Source organism: Pseudomonas sp. H1_F01 (assembly GCF_054681425.1).
Genome location: NZ_CP162823.1, coordinates 3105395 through 3121041 on the forward strand (window position 1 = coordinate 3105395; position 15647 = coordinate 3121041).

The 15647-nt window shown below is 63.0% G+C and carries 15 protein-coding genes; 11 read left to right on the top strand and 4 right to left on the bottom strand.

The annotated features are described in order from the left end of the window. Nucleotides 1-2 precede the first annotated feature (2 nt). Nucleotides 3-440, top strand: coding sequence for a hypothetical protein (locus AB4O09_RS14315; RefSeq protein WP_414880856.1), 438 nt, complete (start codon nucleotides 3-5; stop codon nucleotides 438-440). A gap of 154 nt (nucleotides 441-594) precedes the next feature. Here the strand turns inward: AB4O09_RS14315 and ytfE are convergent, their stop codons facing one another. Beyond that, nucleotides 595-1269 (bottom strand): iron-sulfur cluster repair protein YtfE, encoded by a 675-nt coding sequence (ytfE, locus tag AB4O09_RS14320; RefSeq protein WP_003202481.1) that lies wholly within the window; start codon nucleotides 1267-1269, stop codon nucleotides 595-597. Nucleotides 1270-1430: 161 nt separating this feature from the next. Here ytfE and norR point away from each other — a divergent pair, with 161 nt between their 5' ends. The 8 genes from norR to AB4O09_RS14360 all read left to right on the top strand — a co-directional run bounded on the left by norR (nucleotide 1431) and on the right by AB4O09_RS14360 (nucleotide 8500). Continuing rightward, nucleotides 1431-2963 carry a nitric oxide reductase transcriptional regulator NorR gene (gene norR / locus AB4O09_RS14325; protein ID WP_460108370.1) on the top strand — a complete coding sequence of 511 codons (1533 nt, stop codon included), beginning with the start codon at nucleotides 1431-1433 and terminating at the stop codon, nucleotides 2961-2963. 206 nt (nucleotides 2964-3169) lie between these two features. Beyond that, nucleotides 3170-3817, top strand: coding sequence for a pyridoxamine 5'-phosphate oxidase (pdxH, locus tag AB4O09_RS14330; protein WP_028236914.1), 648 nt, complete (start codon nucleotides 3170-3172; stop codon nucleotides 3815-3817). An 88-nt stretch (nucleotides 3818-3905) separates the two neighbouring features. Continuing rightward, nucleotides 3906-4460, top strand: a complete 555-nt coding sequence (moaB, locus tag AB4O09_RS14335; protein WP_003202476.1) for a molybdenum cofactor biosynthesis protein B — start codon at nucleotides 3906-3908, stop codon at nucleotides 4458-4460. Continuing rightward, entirely contained in the window at nucleotides 4457-5692 is a 1236-nt protein-coding gene (locus tag AB4O09_RS14340; RefSeq protein WP_038858468.1) for a molybdopterin molybdotransferase MoeA, read from the top strand. The genes moaB and AB4O09_RS14340 overlap by 4 nt, the downstream gene beginning before the upstream one ends. 81 nt (nucleotides 5693-5773) lie before the next feature. After that, nucleotides 5774-6769 carry a ubiquinone anaerobic biosynthesis protein UbiU gene (ubiU, locus tag AB4O09_RS14345; RefSeq protein ID WP_003202473.1) on the top strand — a complete coding sequence of 332 codons (996 nt, stop codon included), beginning with the start codon at nucleotides 5774-5776 and terminating at the stop codon, nucleotides 6767-6769. Nucleotides 6770-6780: 11 nt separating this feature from the next. Continuing rightward, nucleotides 6781-7671, top strand: a complete 891-nt coding sequence (locus AB4O09_RS14350) for a U32 family peptidase (RefSeq protein ID WP_003202470.1) — start codon at nucleotides 6781-6783, stop codon at nucleotides 7669-7671. After that, nucleotides 7665-8135 (top strand): ubiquinone anaerobic biosynthesis accessory factor UbiT, encoded by a 471-nt coding sequence (gene ubiT, locus AB4O09_RS14355; RefSeq protein ID WP_003202468.1) that lies wholly within the window; start codon nucleotides 7665-7667, stop codon nucleotides 8133-8135. The genes AB4O09_RS14350 and ubiT overlap by 7 nt, the downstream gene beginning before the upstream one ends. Next, nucleotides 8135-8500 carry a putative zinc-binding protein gene (locus AB4O09_RS14360; RefSeq protein ID WP_003202466.1) on the top strand — a complete coding sequence of 122 codons (366 nt, stop codon included), beginning with the start codon at nucleotides 8135-8137 and terminating at the stop codon, nucleotides 8498-8500. Before ubiT ends, AB4O09_RS14360 begins: the two co-directional genes overlap by 1 nt. Before the next feature lie 734 nt (nucleotides 8501-9234). Here AB4O09_RS14360 and AB4O09_RS14365 read toward each other — a convergent pair. The 3 genes from AB4O09_RS14365 to AB4O09_RS14375 all read right to left on the bottom strand — a co-directional run bounded on the left by AB4O09_RS14365 (nucleotide 9235) and on the right by AB4O09_RS14375 (nucleotide 12610). After that, on the bottom strand, nucleotides 9235-9912 hold the full coding sequence (locus tag AB4O09_RS14365; protein ID WP_003202464.1) for a Crp/Fnr family transcriptional regulator: 678 nt from the start codon (nucleotides 9910-9912) through the stop codon (nucleotides 9235-9237). A gap of 254 nt (nucleotides 9913-10166) precedes the next feature. Next, nucleotides 10167-10814 carry a two-component system response regulator NarL gene (narL, locus tag AB4O09_RS14370; RefSeq protein WP_003202460.1) on the bottom strand — a complete coding sequence of 216 codons (648 nt, stop codon included), beginning with the start codon at nucleotides 10812-10814 and terminating at the stop codon, nucleotides 10167-10169. Then, entirely contained in the window at nucleotides 10811-12610 is a 1800-nt protein-coding gene (locus AB4O09_RS14375) for a HAMP domain-containing protein (RefSeq protein WP_003202457.1), read from the bottom strand. Before AB4O09_RS14375 ends, narL begins: the two co-directional genes overlap by 4 nt. Nucleotides 12611-12919: 309 nt before the next feature. Here AB4O09_RS14375 and AB4O09_RS14380 point away from each other — a divergent pair, with 309 nt between their 5' ends. Both AB4O09_RS14380 and AB4O09_RS14385 read left to right on the top strand, forming a co-directional pair. Next, nucleotides 12920-14221 (top strand): MFS transporter, encoded by a 1302-nt coding sequence (locus AB4O09_RS14380; RefSeq protein WP_003202455.1) that lies wholly within the window; start codon nucleotides 12920-12922, stop codon nucleotides 14219-14221. Continuing rightward, the gene (locus AB4O09_RS14385; RefSeq protein ID WP_027911613.1) at nucleotides 14199-15596 is read left to right on the top strand and encodes a NarK family nitrate/nitrite MFS transporter; all 1398 of its coding nucleotides are present in this window, start codon (nucleotides 14199-14201) and stop codon (nucleotides 15594-15596) included. Before AB4O09_RS14380 ends, AB4O09_RS14385 begins: the two co-directional genes overlap by 23 nt. The last annotated feature ends 51 nt before the right edge of the window (nucleotides 15597-15647 follow it).

Consider the following 15647-nt stretch of genomic DNA (forward strand, 5'->3'; position numbering starts at 1 on the left):
TGATGTACGGGGTCTTGCTGATCATGCACCTGTTGGCGGCCATCGCCTTTATTGGCACGCTGTTTTTCGAGGTTTTCATCTGGCATAGCGCCCGCCGGCCGCTGGCGCAAGGCACGCGGGACGCTGCCGACCAGGCCATCGCCCAGCGCTCGCGACGCGTGCTGCACGGCGTCGTGCTGGTGCTGTACGGCGCCGGCATGGCCCTGGCCTGGCAGCATCGCGGGGCATTGAGCCAGCCGTTGAACAACAGCTTCGGCCTGCTGCTGAGCCTGAAGATCCTGCTGGCGCTGAGTATCATCGGTCATTATTTGTGGCTGGCGTACTGGCTCAAGAGCGGTCGCCTGACACCCAGCCGCGCCTGCTGGTTGCGCCGCAGTATCCTGGGGCACATGGTGCTGATCGTGGTGTTGGCCAAGGCGATGTTCTATTGGCAGTTTTGAGCAGCAGATGAGGGCAGCAAATGAGAGCAGCAAATGCCTGTGGGAGCAAAGCTTGCTCGCGATGGCGCAGTGTCAGTCGATATCAATGTTGACTGATCCATCGCTATCGCGAGCAAGCTTTGCTCCCACAGAAGTAATGGGCAATGTTTGAGAGTTAGTGAGCAGGCTTCATCGCATTGACGAACAACACATTGTTTTCCAGGTGGATGTGCTGCATCAGGTCATCACGAAACTCCACCAGCCCGCGATACAGGGCGCGCCAGGTGTTGCAGGCGTCAGCGGGAGGGGTGATCTGGTCGGTCAGGGCGAGCATGGTTTCCAGGGCTTCACCGTGCTGGTCGTGTTCGTAGCGCAGTACCTGTATTGGCGCCGAGGCCCGCTCGCCCAGGCCCTGTTGCAGCATCGGGAACAGCACCTGTTCTTCCTTGAGCATGTGGCCTTCGAGTTCCTGGTACATGTCCTGCAGGTGATCGGCCAGGCCGTTCGGGCAACTGGGGCGCGCCCCGTGGACCTGCTCGACGCGCCGGGCCAGACGGATCAGCTCCGGCAGCTGTTCGCGATGGCGTGCGTGGTAGCGCTCCAGGATGTGGGCAATCAAGGTCGCCTGGGGCTCGTCGCGCCAGTCATGGCCCAGCTCCCCGGCGGCTTGCAGGGTGCGCAGGGCGTCGGCGATCAGCAGCGGGTTCAGGCCTTTGCCCAGCGCCGCTTCACGCAAGGACTTTTGCCCGCCGCAGCAGAAGTCGAGGTTGTAATGATGGAAGGTACGGGTTGCACCGGGAATATCGCAGGCCAGTTGGCCGAGGCTTTGTTCCAGCAGATCGAGGCTCATCATGTTTCCTTGGGTTGAATCCCTGCAGGGACAGATGAATGCTCTCTTTGCAGCCGACGTGCCAGATTCAACTGATTGAAAATGAAGCATTAAATTTTTGGCAGGGTGATTGTCACCCTGGCTGTGAAGGGTCAAACGAACCCTGGAGGGTCATCACTACCATGCTGCGTGAAAGCCTGGCCGCCGACCTGATCGTCGAGCTGCCCAATGCGGTGCGATTGCAGCGCCTGGTGCAGACCCTGCGCGAATACTTCAACAGTGGCGCCGTTGGGCTGCTGCGCCTGGACGATGACAGTCTCAGGCCCGTGGCCACCGTAGGCCTGGTCCACGAGGCGCTGGGACGGCGCTTCGTGATTGCCCAGCACCCGCGCCTGGCGGCGATCATGGCGTCGCGCGAACCTACCTGGTTCGAGCCGGACAGCCGTCTGCCGGACCCTTATGACGGCTTGCTCGACAACCACGTCGGTGAACCGCTGCCGGTGCATGACTGCATGGGCGTGAGCCTGTACGTGGAAGGCCGGCTCTGGGGGGCGATCACCCTGGATGCGTTGCACGCCGGCACCTTCGACAGCCGCGCCCGCGAGGAACTCAAACGCTGTACGTTGCAGATCGAAGCCGCCGTGCGGGTCACCCGGCTCGAGCAGGAAAACCGTAGCTTGCGGGCGTCGCGCAGCGATCCGGCGGACCTGCGCCTGCCAGCCGAAGAAGGTGAGATCCTCGGGCGCAGCGAGGGGTTGCAGCAATTGCTCAACGAGCTGGATGTATTGGCCGACTCCGAACTGCCAGTGCTGTTGCTGGGGGAAACCGGTGTCGGCAAGGAGTTGTTCGCCCGGCGGCTGCATCGGCTGTCCCGACGTGGCCACAAGCCGTTGGTCCAGGTCAACTGCGCAGCGTTGCCCGAGTCCCTGGCCGAAAGCGAGTTGTTCGGCCACGTCAAAGGCGCGTTCTCCGGGGCGACCACCGACCGCGCCGGGCGCTTCGATGCGGCCAATGGCGGCACGCTGTTTCTCGATGAGGTCGGCGAGTTGCCGTTGAGCGTGCAGGCCAAGTTGCTGCGTACCCTGCAGAACGGCGAGATCCAGCGCCTGGGGGCGGACAAGCCACTGCACGTCGATGTGCGGATCATCGCCGCCACCAACCGGCATCTACCTGACAGCATTCGCGACGGGCTGTTTCGCGCCGACCTGTATCACCGGCTCTCGGTCTATCCGGTGCCGATCCCACCGCTGCGCGAGCGCGGCCACGATGTGTTGATGTTGGCCGGGCACTTTCTCGAACTGAACCGCACGCGCCTGGGCTTGCGTGGGTTGCGTCTGTCGCCGGCGGCCCAACAGGCGCTGCTGGCGTACAGCTGGCCCGGCAATGTGCGGGAGCTGGAACACGTCATCAGCCGCGCGGCGTTGAAGCAATTGAGTCGCGGCGCCAGTCGCAGTCTGATCATGACCCTGGAACCGCAGGTGCTGGACCTTGACGTCAACGCCAGCGCGGCCTCGGCGCAGGCGCTGCCGGAACAGGCCCTGCAAGCGTTGGATGCGCCCGTGCAACCCTTGAGCGAGGCTGTCGATGGTTGCCAGCGACAGGCGATCCTCAAGGCCCTGGAACGCTGCGGGCAGAACTGGGCGGGGGCGGCGCGGCTGTTGGAGGTTGACCCGAGCAATCTGCATAAGCTGGCGCGGCGGTTGGGGCTCAAGTAGCCGTTGACCGGCTAGACCGAGTTGCCTTCATCGCGAGCAAGCTCGCTCCCACAGGGATCTTGTGAACACGACAGATCACCTGTGGGAGCGAGCTTGCTCGCGATAGCGCCCTTCAACTCACCACAAGAACCGCCATTGACAACGATCAAGGCCCGCCACCGCCACAGAATCCACACTGGCCAAAATCCATCGTGGAGATCACCGTCATGCCCCTTTCCCTGGCCAAAATGCGCCGCCAGTACACCCTTGATGGCCTGGATGAAGTCCAGGCCCCCGATGATCCCATGGCGTTGTTCGCGCTCTGGATGCAACAGGCTCGCGACACCGAAAGCCCGCCGGTGGAAGCCAACGCCATGGCCCTGGCGACGGTGGACGAGCAGGGCCGGCCTCACTGTCGGGTGTTGTTGCTCAAGGGCTTCGACGCCCAGGGCTTTTCGTTTTTCGGCAACTATGACAGCGCAAAGGGCCAGGACCTGGCGGGCAACCCCTGGGCGGCCATGACGTTTTTCTGGCCGGGTTTGGAGCGGCAAGTCCGCATCGAAGGGCCGGTCGACAAACTCGATCCGGCGTTATCGGATGCCTATTTCGAATCCCGTTCCGTCGCCAGTCGCCTGGGTGCCTGGGCCTCGCCACAAAGCCGCCCACTGGAGGACAGGGCTGCGCTCGAGTCCTTGCTGACGCAAACCGAAAAACGCTTTGCCGATCAACCCGTGCGGCGCCCCGACCATTGGGGAGGCTATTGCCTGCGGCCCGAACGGATGGAGTTCTGGCAAGGCCGCGCCGACCGTTTGCACGATCGCCTCGACTACCGCCTGCAAGACGGCGTCTGGCAGCGCAGTCGCCTGGCGCCTTGAGCGCCGAGGGAGGTACCTCCAAGGAGGAATAGGCCCGGCAACGATTGCGGTTCAGGCTGGGCCATCTTTTCTGACAGGACGGCTGATCATGGCCCATCTGACGCAACGCCTCTTTCAACCGCTGAACATCGCGGTCCTCACCATCAGCGATACCCGAACCTTCGAAACCGACACCTCGGGCCAAACCCTGGCGGACCTGCTGCAAACAGCCGGACACGTGCTCATCGACCGTGGGCTGGTGAAGGACGATATCTACCAGATCCGCGCCCAGGTCTCCCAATGGATCGCCGACCCCAAGGTGCAGGTGGTGTTGATGACCGGCGGCACCGGGTTCACCCCGCGCGACAACACCCCCCAAGCGGTGGCGCCACTGCTGGACAAGCAGGTGGACGGTTTCGGCGAGCTGTTCCGCCAGGTGTCGCTGGCGGAGATCGGCATGTCCACCCTGCAATCGCGCGCCTTGGCGGGCATGAGCAATGGGGTGCTGGTGTGCTGCTTGCCGGGTTCGCCGGGGGCTTGCCGGACCGGTTGGGAGCAGATCCTGGCCGGGCAATTGGACAGCCGCACCGGCCCGTGCAATTTCACTCCGCACCTCAAGCCCCAGGACGGCATCGCCCCGACGGCTTGCGAGACACGCTCGTGAGCGGCCGGGTGTGCGACAGCGGCGTGCTGATGCCGGTGGATGAGGCGATCCGTCATCTGCTCGACCAGGCACCGCCGCCACCGCCCGTGCAACGGGTTGGCCTGGACCAGGCCCTGGCGCGTGTGCTGGCCACTGACATTGTGTGCCCGATGAACCTGCCGGCCTGGGACAACAGCGCGATGGACGGCTATGCCCTGCGGGCCGCTGACCTGCCGGGTGACGGCGGCTACCTGCTGTTGGGCGGGCGGATCGCCGCGGGTGACGAGCCGGGCGAACCGTTGCAGGCGGGGCAGGTCGTGAGGATTTTTACTGGCGCGCCGCTGCCACCGGGGGCCGACACGGTGGTGCCGCAGGAAAGCTGTCGCGTCGATGGCGAGCGGGTCTGGTTGCCGTCGGTCAACGGCGGTGACCATGTTCGCAAGGAAGGCGAGGAACTGCGTCGAGGAGACCGGTTGCTTGAAGCCGGCACGCGTCTGCGCGCCCAGGAGTTGGGTTTGCTCGCCGGTGCCGGTGTCGGCCAGGTGGACGTCTATCGCCCCTTGCAAGTGGGTCTGCTCAGCAGCGGCGATGAGCTGCGTGAGCCGGGCGAGCCACTGGCGCCAGGGCAGATCTACAACAGTAATCGCCATAGCCTCGCCGCGCTGTTGCGCGGTTGGGGTGTCGAGGTGCATGACTTCGGGGTCATGCCCGACCAGCTATTGGCCAGCCGACAAGCGTTGCGCCTGGCCGCTGCCGAATGCGATGTACTGATCACCTCGGGCGGTGTCTCGGTGGGTGAAGAGGACCACCTCAAGCACGCCATCGAAGCCTTGGGCAGCATTGACCTCTGGCGCCTGGCCATCCAGCCGGGCAAGCCCCTGGCTTTTGGGGATGTGGAAGGCAAGCCATGGATCGGGCTGCCGGGCAACCCGTCGGCGGCCTTGATTACCGCGCTGATCGTCGTGCGTCCGTTCCTGTTCCGGGCCCAGGGCATGGGCGACGTGTTACCCGTGCCGTTGCAGGTGCCGGCCGGGTTCGACTGGCTCAAGCGCAACCGGCGCCGGCAGTACCTGCGGGCCAGGTTGGTTCCGGATGCCAACGGCCACCTGTGCGTGGAACTGCACCCTCAGCAAAGTTCGGCGATGCTGGCGGCCGCTTGCTGGGCCGATGGGCTGGCGGTGGTGGAGTGTGAGGCGCAACTGCACAAGCACGACAAGGTGCTGTACCTGCCATTCGCCGAGCTGATGCATTGACGGCAATTGATTGCCGTCAAGGTCGCCGGCCGAGGGCTGGCTAGACTGGCGGCGCTTGAGTTTTTCTCATGAGGATGCCCCATGCAACTGGTTTGCCCGGCAGGGAATCTGCCTGCCCTCAAAGCGGCGGTGCGCCAAGGCGCCGATGCCGTCTATGTCGGCTTTCGCGATGACACCAATGCCCGGCACTTCGCCGGGCTGAACATGGACGACAAGCAGTTCGATGCGGCTGTCGCACACATCCGTCAGCACCAACGCAAGCTGTACGTGGCGGTCAATACTTACCCGCAACCCAAGGGCTGGGAACGCTGGCAACGGGCGGTGGACCGCGCCGCCGATTTCGGCGTGGATGCCCTGATCGCCGCCGACCCCGGCGTGCTCAGCTACGCCCGCCAGCGCCATCCACAACTGGCGCTGCATCTGTCGGTACAAGGCTCGGCCACCCACGCGGCGGCCCTGGCTTTTTATGCAGAGCGCTATGACATCCGCCGCGCCGTGCTGCCACGGGTACTGTCCCTGGCCCAGGTGCGCCAGGTGGCGGCGGGCAGTCCGGTGCCGATCGAAGTCTTCGGTTTCGGCAGCCTGTGCATCATGGCTGAAGGTCGTTGCCACTTGTCTTCCTACATCACCGGCGAATCGCCGAACCTGTGTGGCGTCTGCTCGCCCGCCAAGGCGGTGCGCTGGAGCGAGGACGCCCAAGGCCTCAGCGCACGCCTGAGCGAGGTGCTGATCGACCGCTACACGCCCGAAGAGCCGGCCGGTTATCCGACCTTGTGCAAAGGCCGCTTCCTGGTGGGCGGCAAGCGCTTCCATGCGCTGGAAGAACCCACCAGCCTCGACACCCTTGACCTGCTGCCGGAGTTGGCAGCCATCGGCGTCGAAGCGGTGAAGATCGAGGGTCGCCAACGCAGCCCGGCCTACGTTGAACAAGTGACCCGGGTCTGGCGCGCCGCACTGGACGCCCATCAGGCCGCGCCGCAACGGTTCCGGGTGCAGGAAGAATGGCGCCAGGTGCTGGCTGGCTTGTCCGAAGGCAGCCAGACCACCCTGGGTGCCTACCATCGATCATGGCAATGAGGGGAGGCCAGATGAAACTCAGCCTGGGACCGGTCCTGTTTTATTGGGACAAAGCGCAACTGGGGAATTTCTATGCCGAGATGTCGGCATTGCCGCTGGACGTGATTTACCTGGGGGAAACCGTGTGTTCGAAACGCCGGGCGTTCTCCCTGGATCAGTGGCTGGGGTTGGCGCGCGAGCTGCAAGCGTGCAGCCAGGCACAGATTGTGTTGTCGAGCCTGACGCTGATCGAGGCGGCCTCGGAGCTGTCCTCGCTGCGACGCCTGTGTGACAACGGCCAGTTGTTGGTGGAAGCCAATGACATGGGCGCGGTGCAGTTCATGGCCGAACGCAAGCTGCCTTTCGTCGGTGGCCCGGCACTGAACTTGTACAACGGCCACGCCCTGGGGCAATTGCTCGACAGCGGCATGATCCGTTGGGTGCCGCCGGTGGAGTGCTCGGCGGCGCTGATCGGCGATGTGCTGGAGCAGGTGCGGGACATGGACCGCGAGGTGCCCGAGGTGGAGATTTTTGCCTACGGTCATCTGCCCTTGGCGTACTCGGCGCGCTGCTTTACCGCCCGAGCCGAAAACCGCCCCAAGGACGACTGTCAGTTCTGCTGCATCAACTACCCCGACGGCCTTGCGCTGAGCAGTCAGGAAGGCCAACAGCTGTTCACCCTCAACGGCATCCAGACGATGTCCGGCGAGGTGACGAACCTGCTGGCCGATTACAACGCGCTGATGGCCTGCGGCGCCGATGTGCTGCGCCTGAGCCCTCGCGCCCAGGGCATGGCCGAGGTGGTCACGGCCTTCGACAAGGTGCGCCAGGGCGAGGCACCACCGCTGTTCGTGGACGGTTGCAATGGTTACTGGCACGGCCATGCCGGCATGTTGAAGGTAGAGGAGGCGGGCCTGTGTTGAGTCCGAAGAAGTGGGTGCTCAAAGGCGCCGACCGCTTGCTGCCGCTGGTGGGCAAGGTGCCGTTCGTGGTGCAGCGACTGGCGTTGCAGCAGGCGCTCAATCGCTGCCTGGCCGAGCCGCTGCGCGATGGCGGGTTCGATGTGCTGCGTGGGCGATGGTTGTGCCTGCGTGTGCCGGACTTGAAGTTGTGCTGGTACCTGACTTTGGCACGGGATGGATTGCGGATTGCCGAACGGGCCGAGGCCCAGGTCACCATCAGCGGCAACTGGCGTGAGTTTCTGTTACTGGCCAGTCGGCAGGAAGATCCTGACACGTTGTTCTTCCGTCGCCGGTTGGTGATCGAGGGGGATACCGAGTTGGGGCTGGCACTGAAGAATCTGATCGACAGTCTTGATCCGGACGTCCTGCCGCCGTGGCTCTGGCGCAATCTGGAGAGGGCGGGCAAGGGGTTGGCGACGGTCTGATGAAAGCTTCGAACGCGCTTCCCCTGGTGTATTCGTGTTCCGGTTGTTCCAATGTGGCGCAACTGGCCAACACCGTCGCCCTGCGGCTGGACCGTGCGGGTCTGGCGGAGATGTCTTGTATTGTCGGGGTGGGTGGGCATGTGGCGCCGCTGGTTGACAAGGCGCGGTCGGGGCGGCGGATCATTGCGTTGGATGGTTGTCCGTTGCAGTGTGTTCAGGCGTGTCTGCGGCAGCATGATTTGGTGGCGGATGTGCATGTGATTCTGAACCAGCTGGGGTTGCGCAAGCGGTTCGGGGTGGATTGCGGTGAGCCTGAGATGGAGTTGGTGTTTTCGCGGGTAGTGGGGTTGATTGATGCGGGTTAGGGGTGGGTGAATATCCATTTCTTCGGTAACGGCGGCTTATGGTTCCGCCCTTGCGGCGGGTCACTTTTGGAAGAGCCGGGAGCCGGACCAGCCAAAAGTAACCAAAAGCGCTTTGCCCCACCACTTGGTGCCTCGCTTAGGCTCGGCATGCCTGAACGAAGGCATTGCTCCGTGGGCCGCCGCGAAGGGCCATCCATGGCCCACTGCGCAATACCTGCGTTCGGCCATCGTGGTTAACGGGGCGTCCGAGATCAACGTCCATCGCGAGGCGGCCTAACAGCCGACCTGACTCTTGATGGGACCGCGTTTTTCCTGTGGGAGCGGGCTTGCTCGCGAAAGCGGTGGGTTAGCTCGCGGTGAGGTTGGCTGTGCCGACGTCATCGCGAGCAAGCTCGCTCCCACAGGTTCTTGTGTCGTATGCGGATGCTTTGAATACCCGAAAACCCATGTGGGGAGCGAGCTTGCTCGCGAAAGCGGTGGGTCAGTTTGTGATGATGTTGGATGTGCCGGCCTCTTCGCGAGCAAGCCCGCTCCCACAGGAGGAATGCGGTCCCCATCAAGAACCAGGTCGGCTACTAGGCGGGCATGCCGAGCCTAAGCGAGGCACCAAGTGGTGGGGCGAGAGCGTTTTGCTTACTTTTGACTGGGCCGGCTTCCGGGCTCTTCAAAAGTGAGCCGCCGTAAGGGCTGAACCATAAGTCGCCGTTACCTAAATAACGGATATTCACACAAACCTACTGCTGATAACCCTCAAGCCCATCCTCGGACAAGATACGAATCTGACGCCGCTCCATGGCAATCAACCCCCCATCAACCAACCGATGAAGAATCCGCGAAAACGTCTCCGGCTGAATCCCCAGCTTGGAAGCCACCAGACGCTTGGACACCTGCAACACCAATTGACCATCCCGCGGATCGCGTTCCTGCAGCAGGAAATTGATCACCCGCCGACTGGCACTGGCCAAGGTCAAGTTATCGATGTCCTTGAGGCGCTGGTGCAGATGGATGCTCATGCTCGCCAGGATCGCCAGGCAGACCTTGGGCTGGTCCTCCAGGGCCTTGCGGTAATGGGTACCCTCGATACTCACCAGCACGCTGTCCTTGATTGCCGACGCACTGACCGGATAGCAACGAGCCTCGCTGAACAGCAGGGCCTCGGCGAAGGTCTGTCCGGGCTGGATGATCTCCACCAGGTTCTCCTGGCCCTCACCGGTCACCCGGAACAGCTTGATCTGGCCACTGACCAACAAGAAAAACCGCTTGGCCGGATCGCCCTGGTGCATGAGCGTGCTGTTGCATTCCAGGCGTTTGAGGACGGCCAGGCTGCAGACATCCTCAAAGACCCGCTCCGGCAGTTGGCTGAACAGGTGATGACGACGCAACAGTAAAACGATGGAAGGGTGGGTCAGCATGGCGTACCTCCGCGTGTCGTCATGGTAGAGCCCAAGTCGTCATTGGCCTATGCCTCGGCTGGCCTACCTCGGAAGAGGGATGGGCTGCGCGATCAAGACACAAGTCCTGTGGGGAACGAAATCCAGATCTGCTGCCAATCCCCTGTGGGAGCAAAGCTTGCTCGCGATGGCAGCAGTACATTCAACATTTGCGCAAGCTGAACCACCGCTATCGCGAGCAAGCTTTGCTCCCACAATCGGTGTGTTTTGCTGGGCTAGCCCGCCCCGCGCAAATGCTCCATCGCCCACACCGCGGCTTCGACCCGTGAGCGCAAGCCGAGCTTGTGCAGCAGGTTCTTCACATGCACCTTGACCGTGCCTTCGGTGATGCCCAGCTTGTGCCCGATGACCTTGTTGCTGTAGCCGCCGGCGATGGTCTTGAGGACCTGGCGTTCGCGCTCGGTCAGTTCCACATCGGCCTGGCGCGGTGGCGAGCGCAGCGCCTGGGCCATGACGCGGGTCAGGCCGGGGCTGATCACCAGGGCGCCGTTGAGGGCATCGCGGATGTACTGGATCAGAAGCTCCGGCTCCATGTCCTTGAGCAGGTAACCGTTGGCGTCCAGGCGCAAGGCATCGCGGATGTCGTCCTCGGCATCGGACACGGTGAACAGCAGCACCTTGCCGGTGTAGTGCATGGCGCGCAGCCGACGCAGGGTCTCGATGCCGTTCATCTGCGGCATGTTGTTGTCCAGCAGCACCAGGTCGGGCTTGAGCGGTTCGATCAGGGTCAGGGCTTCTTCGCCGTGGCTGGCTTCGCCAACGATCTGCAAATCGTCTTCGAGCTCAAGCATCTGACGAATGCCGCGACGCATCATCGGATGATCGTCGACCAGTAGCAGGGTGTGGCGCAGGGGGGCGTTCATGTTGCGAGGCCTTCGGTGTGTTGGCCCAGGAATTCCGGTTGGAAATGCACCTGGATGCGGGTGCCCTGGGGTGTTCGGGAGAGAATCTGCAGTTGGCCGCGCAGGCTGCGGGCCCGTTCGTTCATGATGTTCAGGCCATGGTGTTCGCGCTGGTCGACCTCGCCGCTGAAGCCGCGGCCATCGTCTTCGATCGACAGCCGCACGGTCTCGCCTTCCTGGCGCAGTTCGAGCCAGGCGTTTTCGGCATGGGCATGGCGCAGGCAGTTGGACAGCGCCTCACGGGTGATCTGCAGGATGTGGATCTGCTCGCTGGCCGACAGCTCGAAGGCCAGGGTGTCGACGAACAGATGCACCTTGAAGTCCCCTCGGTTGGAGAATTCCTCGGCGGTGTCCTTGAGCTCTTCGACCAGGCCATCGTCGTGGATCTGCAAGCGGAAGGTGGTCAGCAACTCGCGCAACTGGCGATAAGCATTGTTGAGCCCTTCACGCAGTTCACCAGTGACGGTCTCCAGGGTCTGCACCGGTTCGCCCCGACGCATCAGGGTCTGCATGCGGCTGACTTGCAGCTTCATGTACGACAAGGCCTGGGCCAGTGAATCGTGGAGCTCGCGGGCAATGATCGTGCGTTCATCGAGCAGCAGCAGGCGATGGTCCTGTTCGCGCTGGCGCTTGAGCGACAGCGACGTACCAATCAGGTTGGCCAGGGCCTGGATCAATGCGGTTTCCCAGGGCTGCGCGGCGTGGCCGTCGACAAAATGAGCCTTGAGCTCACCCAGTTCGTTGCCCTGGTTGCTGATGCTGAAGGCTTGCGGGCGTGCCGCGTTGCGTTTATGGCAACTGGCGCAATCGCTGCTGGCGCAGACCTGGCGGCTGTCGGCGCCATGCAACGCCAGCAGGTGCCTGGCCGGTGATTGCAATTGCCCTTGCAGGCACAGCGTCAGGCGCAGGCCCGGCAGGCGCTGTTGGAAGCGCCGGATCAATTCATCCAGCCCTTCGGCATTGGCCTGTCGCGTCGCCAGGCTGCGACTGCTCTGGTACAGCAGCTCCAGGGCGGCGTTGGCCTGTTGCAGGTTCAGGGTCTTTTGCCGGACCTGGTTTTCCAGGGTGCGGTGCGATTGCTCGATGGTCTCGGCCATGGTGTTGAAACTGGTCGCCAACTGGCCCAGTTCATCTTCGGACTGGTGATTGACTCGCACCTGGAACTCGCCACGGCGAAAGCGCTGGGTGGCGTCCACCAACTCCTGCAAGGGCGTGACCACGCCGTACTGCAATTCATACAGGCCGATCAGCAGGATGATCATGGTGCTGAACAGCGCCGCGCCCTGGATCACCTGCTGCCAGCCTTGCTTGTGCTCGCTCTGGCGCTGCAGCAGGGTAACGAACCGGTCCAACTGGTTGACGAAGGCATTGGCATTGGCCTGGAAAAACGCCGAGTCGCCACGCTCGATGGCCGGGCGCAAAGTCTGGTTCCAGCGTTGCACAAGGTCGCGATAGCTCTTGTGCAGGGAGGTTTCCGGCCCATCTTCCAGCACGGCGCGCAGGGCAGGGCTGTCGAGGCGTTGTTGCAGGCTGGCGATGATCGCCGGGACGTCGTCGTTGGCCCCCGCCGCCAGTTTCCAGCTCAGGTGGTAGGTCTCCATGCGCACGGAGCCGGCGGTGTTGATGGCGGCAGCGTCGCCCTGGCTGAACCAGGCGATCAACCCTGCACTCAAGGAACTGGCCAGGGCCAGGATGGCGATCAGGATCACCGCCAGCCCGGCGCGAGCGGGCAGGGAACTGCGCAGCCAACGCATCATCGACGCGGGCCTGCGGGGCAAAACTGTGAACCGAGCATAGGGGGCGCCCTGGACCTGGGGGTGTAGCAGCCAATCCTGGGCGCACTACCTCTAAAGAGTTGTCGGCCGCTCCATTTCCATAAAAGCTTCGGCAGACTTGATCAAGGTATTGATAAATAAAGGGTTGTATCAATATCCGGGTCTACCTCCTTGGAGGTAGACGGGCCAAGCATAGGCCTGGACCGCCCCGGCACACGTTGACCCAAGTCAAGTTTTCGCGGGGTTCGTATCACTAGGCTGCGCTCAATCGAACTGACGGAGTGCGTCGTGATGCGAGCGCAAGTGCAACAAGGGCTGGTACTAGGGATGAGTACCCTGGCCTTCACCGTGTGCTTCATGGTCTGGATGATGTTTGCCGTGCTGGGGGTTCCGATCAAGGAACTGCTGGCCCTCAATGAAACCCAGTTTGGCCTGCTGGCCGCTACGCCGGTGTTGACCGGTTCGCTGGTGCGCTTGCCCCTGGGGCTTCTGACCGACCGCTTTGGCGGACGGATCGTGTTCTTCCTGCTGATGCTGGCCTGCGTATTGCCGCTGTACCTGATCACCCTCGCCACGGCCTTCTGGCAGTTCCTGGTATTGGGCCTGTTCGTCGGCCTGGCCGGTGGCTCGTTCTCGGTGGGCATCGCCTACGTCGCCAAATGGTTCGACAAGCAGAACCAGGGTTTTGCCATGGGCGTCTTCGGCGCCGGCAACGCCGGTGCGGCAGTGACCAAGTTCCTCGCCCCGGCGTTGATCGCGTTCGGCACCTGGCACCTGGTGCCGAAAGTGTTCAGCGCCATCCTGTTCATCACCGCGCTGTTGTTCTGGTTTCTCACCACCGAGAAAAAGGAACACAGCGGCACCGGCGGCGCGACGTTGCGCGAGCAATTGAAAACCCTGAAAGAGCCGGCCGTGTGGCGCTACTGCCAGTACTACTCGATCGTGTTCGGCGGCTACGTGGCACTGGCCTTGTGGATGACCAAGTACTACGTGCAGGAATACGGCTTCAGCCTGCAAAGCGCGGCGCTGCTGGCGGCGTGTTTCTCCTTGCCCGGTGGCGTGCTGCGGGCCGTCGGTGGCTGGATGTCCGACCGCTGGGGCGCCCAGAGCGTGACCTGGTGGGTGTTGTGGGTCAGCTGGATCTGCCTGTTCCTGCTCTCCTATCCCCAGACTCAACTGCAAGTGCAGACCGTCAACGGCATCGTCGATTTCCACATTGGTCTCAGCCCCACGCTGTTCACCGTGCTGCTGTTCGTGATGGGCATTGCCTTCGCGTTCGGCAAGGCCTCGGTCTTCAAATACATCGCCAACGACTACCCGAAAAACATGGGCGCGGTGTCCGGCATCGTCGGCCTGGCCGGCGGCCTGGGCGGGTTCGTGCTGCCGATCATGTTCGGCGCCCTGGTGGACCTCACCGGCGTGCGCTCGTCCTGCTTCATGTTGATGTACGGCGTGGTCTGGGTCTCCCTGGCCTGGATGTACTTCAGCGAAATGCGCAAGCGCCCGCTGCTGGGTAAACAGCCGCCGGCCACTCAATCCCCGTTTTCCAGCATTGCCCAAGGAGAAGAACATGTCCGTTCTGCAAACGCCTGAAAAGGGCCCGGTCATTCATGACTGGCGCCCGGAAGACCCTGCTTTCTGGGGCAGTAGCGGCAAACTGACCGCCCGGCGCAACCTGTGGATTTCCATCCCGGCGCTGCTGTTGGCCTTCGCGGTGTGGATGGTCTGGAGCACGGTGATCGTGCGCCTGAATGCCATCGGTTTCAGCTTCAGCACCGACCAGCTGTTCTGGCTGGCGGCATTGCCGGGGCTGTCCGGCGCAACCTTGCGCATCTTCTACTCGTTCATGGTGCCGATCTTCGGCGGGCGTCGTTGGACCGCGCTGAGCACGGCGTCGTTGCTGATACCGGCTTTGTGGATGGGCTTCGCCGTGCAGGATTCGGCCACGCCCTACAGCGTGTTCGTGCTGATCGCATTGCTTTGCGGTTTTGGTGGCGGCAACTTCGCCTCGAGCATGTCCAACATCAGCTTCTTCTATCCCAAGTCCCAGCAGGGCACCGCCCTGGGCCTGAACGCCGGGCTGGGCAACCTGGGCGTGTCGGTGATGCAGTTCAGCGTGCCGCTGGTGATCTCCTTCGGCGTGTTCGGCTTCATGGGCGGCCAGCCACAGGTGTTGGCCGACGGCAGCTCGCTGTGGTTGCAGAACGCCGGTTTCATCTGGGTGCCGTTCATCCTCGCCATTACCGTGATCGCCTGGTTCGGCATGAATGACCTGTCCAGCGCTCGCGCCTCGTTCAGCGAACAGGCGGTGATCTTCAAGCGCAAGCACAACTGGCTGATGTGCTGGCTGTACCTGGCCACTTTCGGTTCGTTCATTGGTTTCTCCGCCGCCTTCCCGTTGCTGATCAAGACTTCGTTCCCGGAAGTCATCGCCCTGAAATTCGCCTTCCTCGGCCCGCTGGTGGGCGCGCTGGTACGGCCGCTGGGCGGCTGGCTGGCGGACAAGCTCGGTGGTGCGAAGGTCACCTTGTGGAACTTCGTGTTGATGATCGTGATGGTGTTCGGCGTCCTGCACTTTCTTCCGCAGAACGGCCAGGGCGGCAGCTTCTACGGCTTCCTGGGCATGTTCATGTTGCTGTTCATCACCACTGGCGTGGGCAACGGTTCGACCTTCCGCATGATCCCGGTGATCTTCCGCACCCTGCACGAGAAAGCCGCCCTGGGCAAGAAGCCCGAGCAACGCGAGTTGGCGCTCAAGAACGCCGGCAAGGAATCGGCTGCGGTGCTGGGTTTCAGCTCGGCCATGGGCGCCTTCGGAGCCTTCTTCATTCCCAAATCATTCGGCACTTCGATGGCCCTGACCGGCGGCCCGGAGATGGCCTTCTACATGTTCGTCGGCTTCTACCTGAGCTGCATCGTGGTGACCTGGTGGTGGTATGCCCGCAAGGGCGCCGCGACACCTTGCTAAGCCGAACCTAAACCTGCGTGGGCGGGGCGCAGACCCCGCGGAGCAAGCCTG

Excerpts from the sequence above, each read along its gene's own strand:
- AB4O09_RS14315 (WP_414880856.1), top strand. The coding sequence starts at position 3 with ATGTACGGGGTCTTGCTGATCATGCACCTGTTGGCGGCCATCGCCTTT.
- ytfE (WP_003202481.1), bottom strand. The coding sequence starts at position 1,269 with ATGAGCCTCGATCTGCTGGAACAAAGCCTCGGCCAACTGGCCTGCGAT.
- norR (WP_460108370.1), top strand. The coding sequence starts at position 1,431 with ATGCTGCGTGAAAGCCTGGCCGCCGACCTGATCGTCGAGCTGCCCAAT.
- pdxH (WP_028236914.1), top strand. The coding sequence starts at position 3,170 with ATGCCCCTTTCCCTGGCCAAAATGCGCCGCCAGTACACCCTTGATGGC.
- moaB (WP_003202476.1), top strand. The coding sequence starts at position 3,906 with ATGGCCCATCTGACGCAACGCCTCTTTCAACCGCTGAACATCGCGGTC.
- ubiU (WP_003202473.1), top strand. The coding sequence starts at position 5,774 with ATGCAACTGGTTTGCCCGGCAGGGAATCTGCCTGCCCTCAAAGCGGCG.
- AB4O09_RS14350 (WP_003202470.1), top strand. The coding sequence starts at position 6,781 with ATGAAACTCAGCCTGGGACCGGTCCTGTTTTATTGGGACAAAGCGCAA.
- AB4O09_RS14360 (WP_003202466.1), top strand. The coding sequence starts at position 8,135 with ATGAAAGCTTCGAACGCGCTTCCCCTGGTGTATTCGTGTTCCGGTTGT.
- AB4O09_RS14365 (WP_003202464.1), bottom strand. The coding sequence starts at position 9,912 with ATGCTGACCCACCCTTCCATCGTTTTACTGTTGCGTCGTCATCACCTG.
- narL (WP_003202460.1), bottom strand. The coding sequence starts at position 10,814 with ATGAACGCCCCCCTGCGCCACACCCTGCTACTGGTCGACGATCATCCG.
- AB4O09_RS14375 (WP_003202457.1), bottom strand. The coding sequence starts at position 12,610 with ATGATGCGTTGGCTGCGCAGTTCCCTGCCCGCTCGCGCCGGGCTGGCG.
- AB4O09_RS14380 (WP_003202455.1), top strand. The coding sequence starts at position 12,920 with ATGCGAGCGCAAGTGCAACAAGGGCTGGTACTAGGGATGAGTACCCTG.
- AB4O09_RS14385 (WP_027911613.1), top strand. The coding sequence starts at position 14,199 with ATGTCCGTTCTGCAAACGCCTGAAAAGGGCCCGGTCATTCATGACTGG.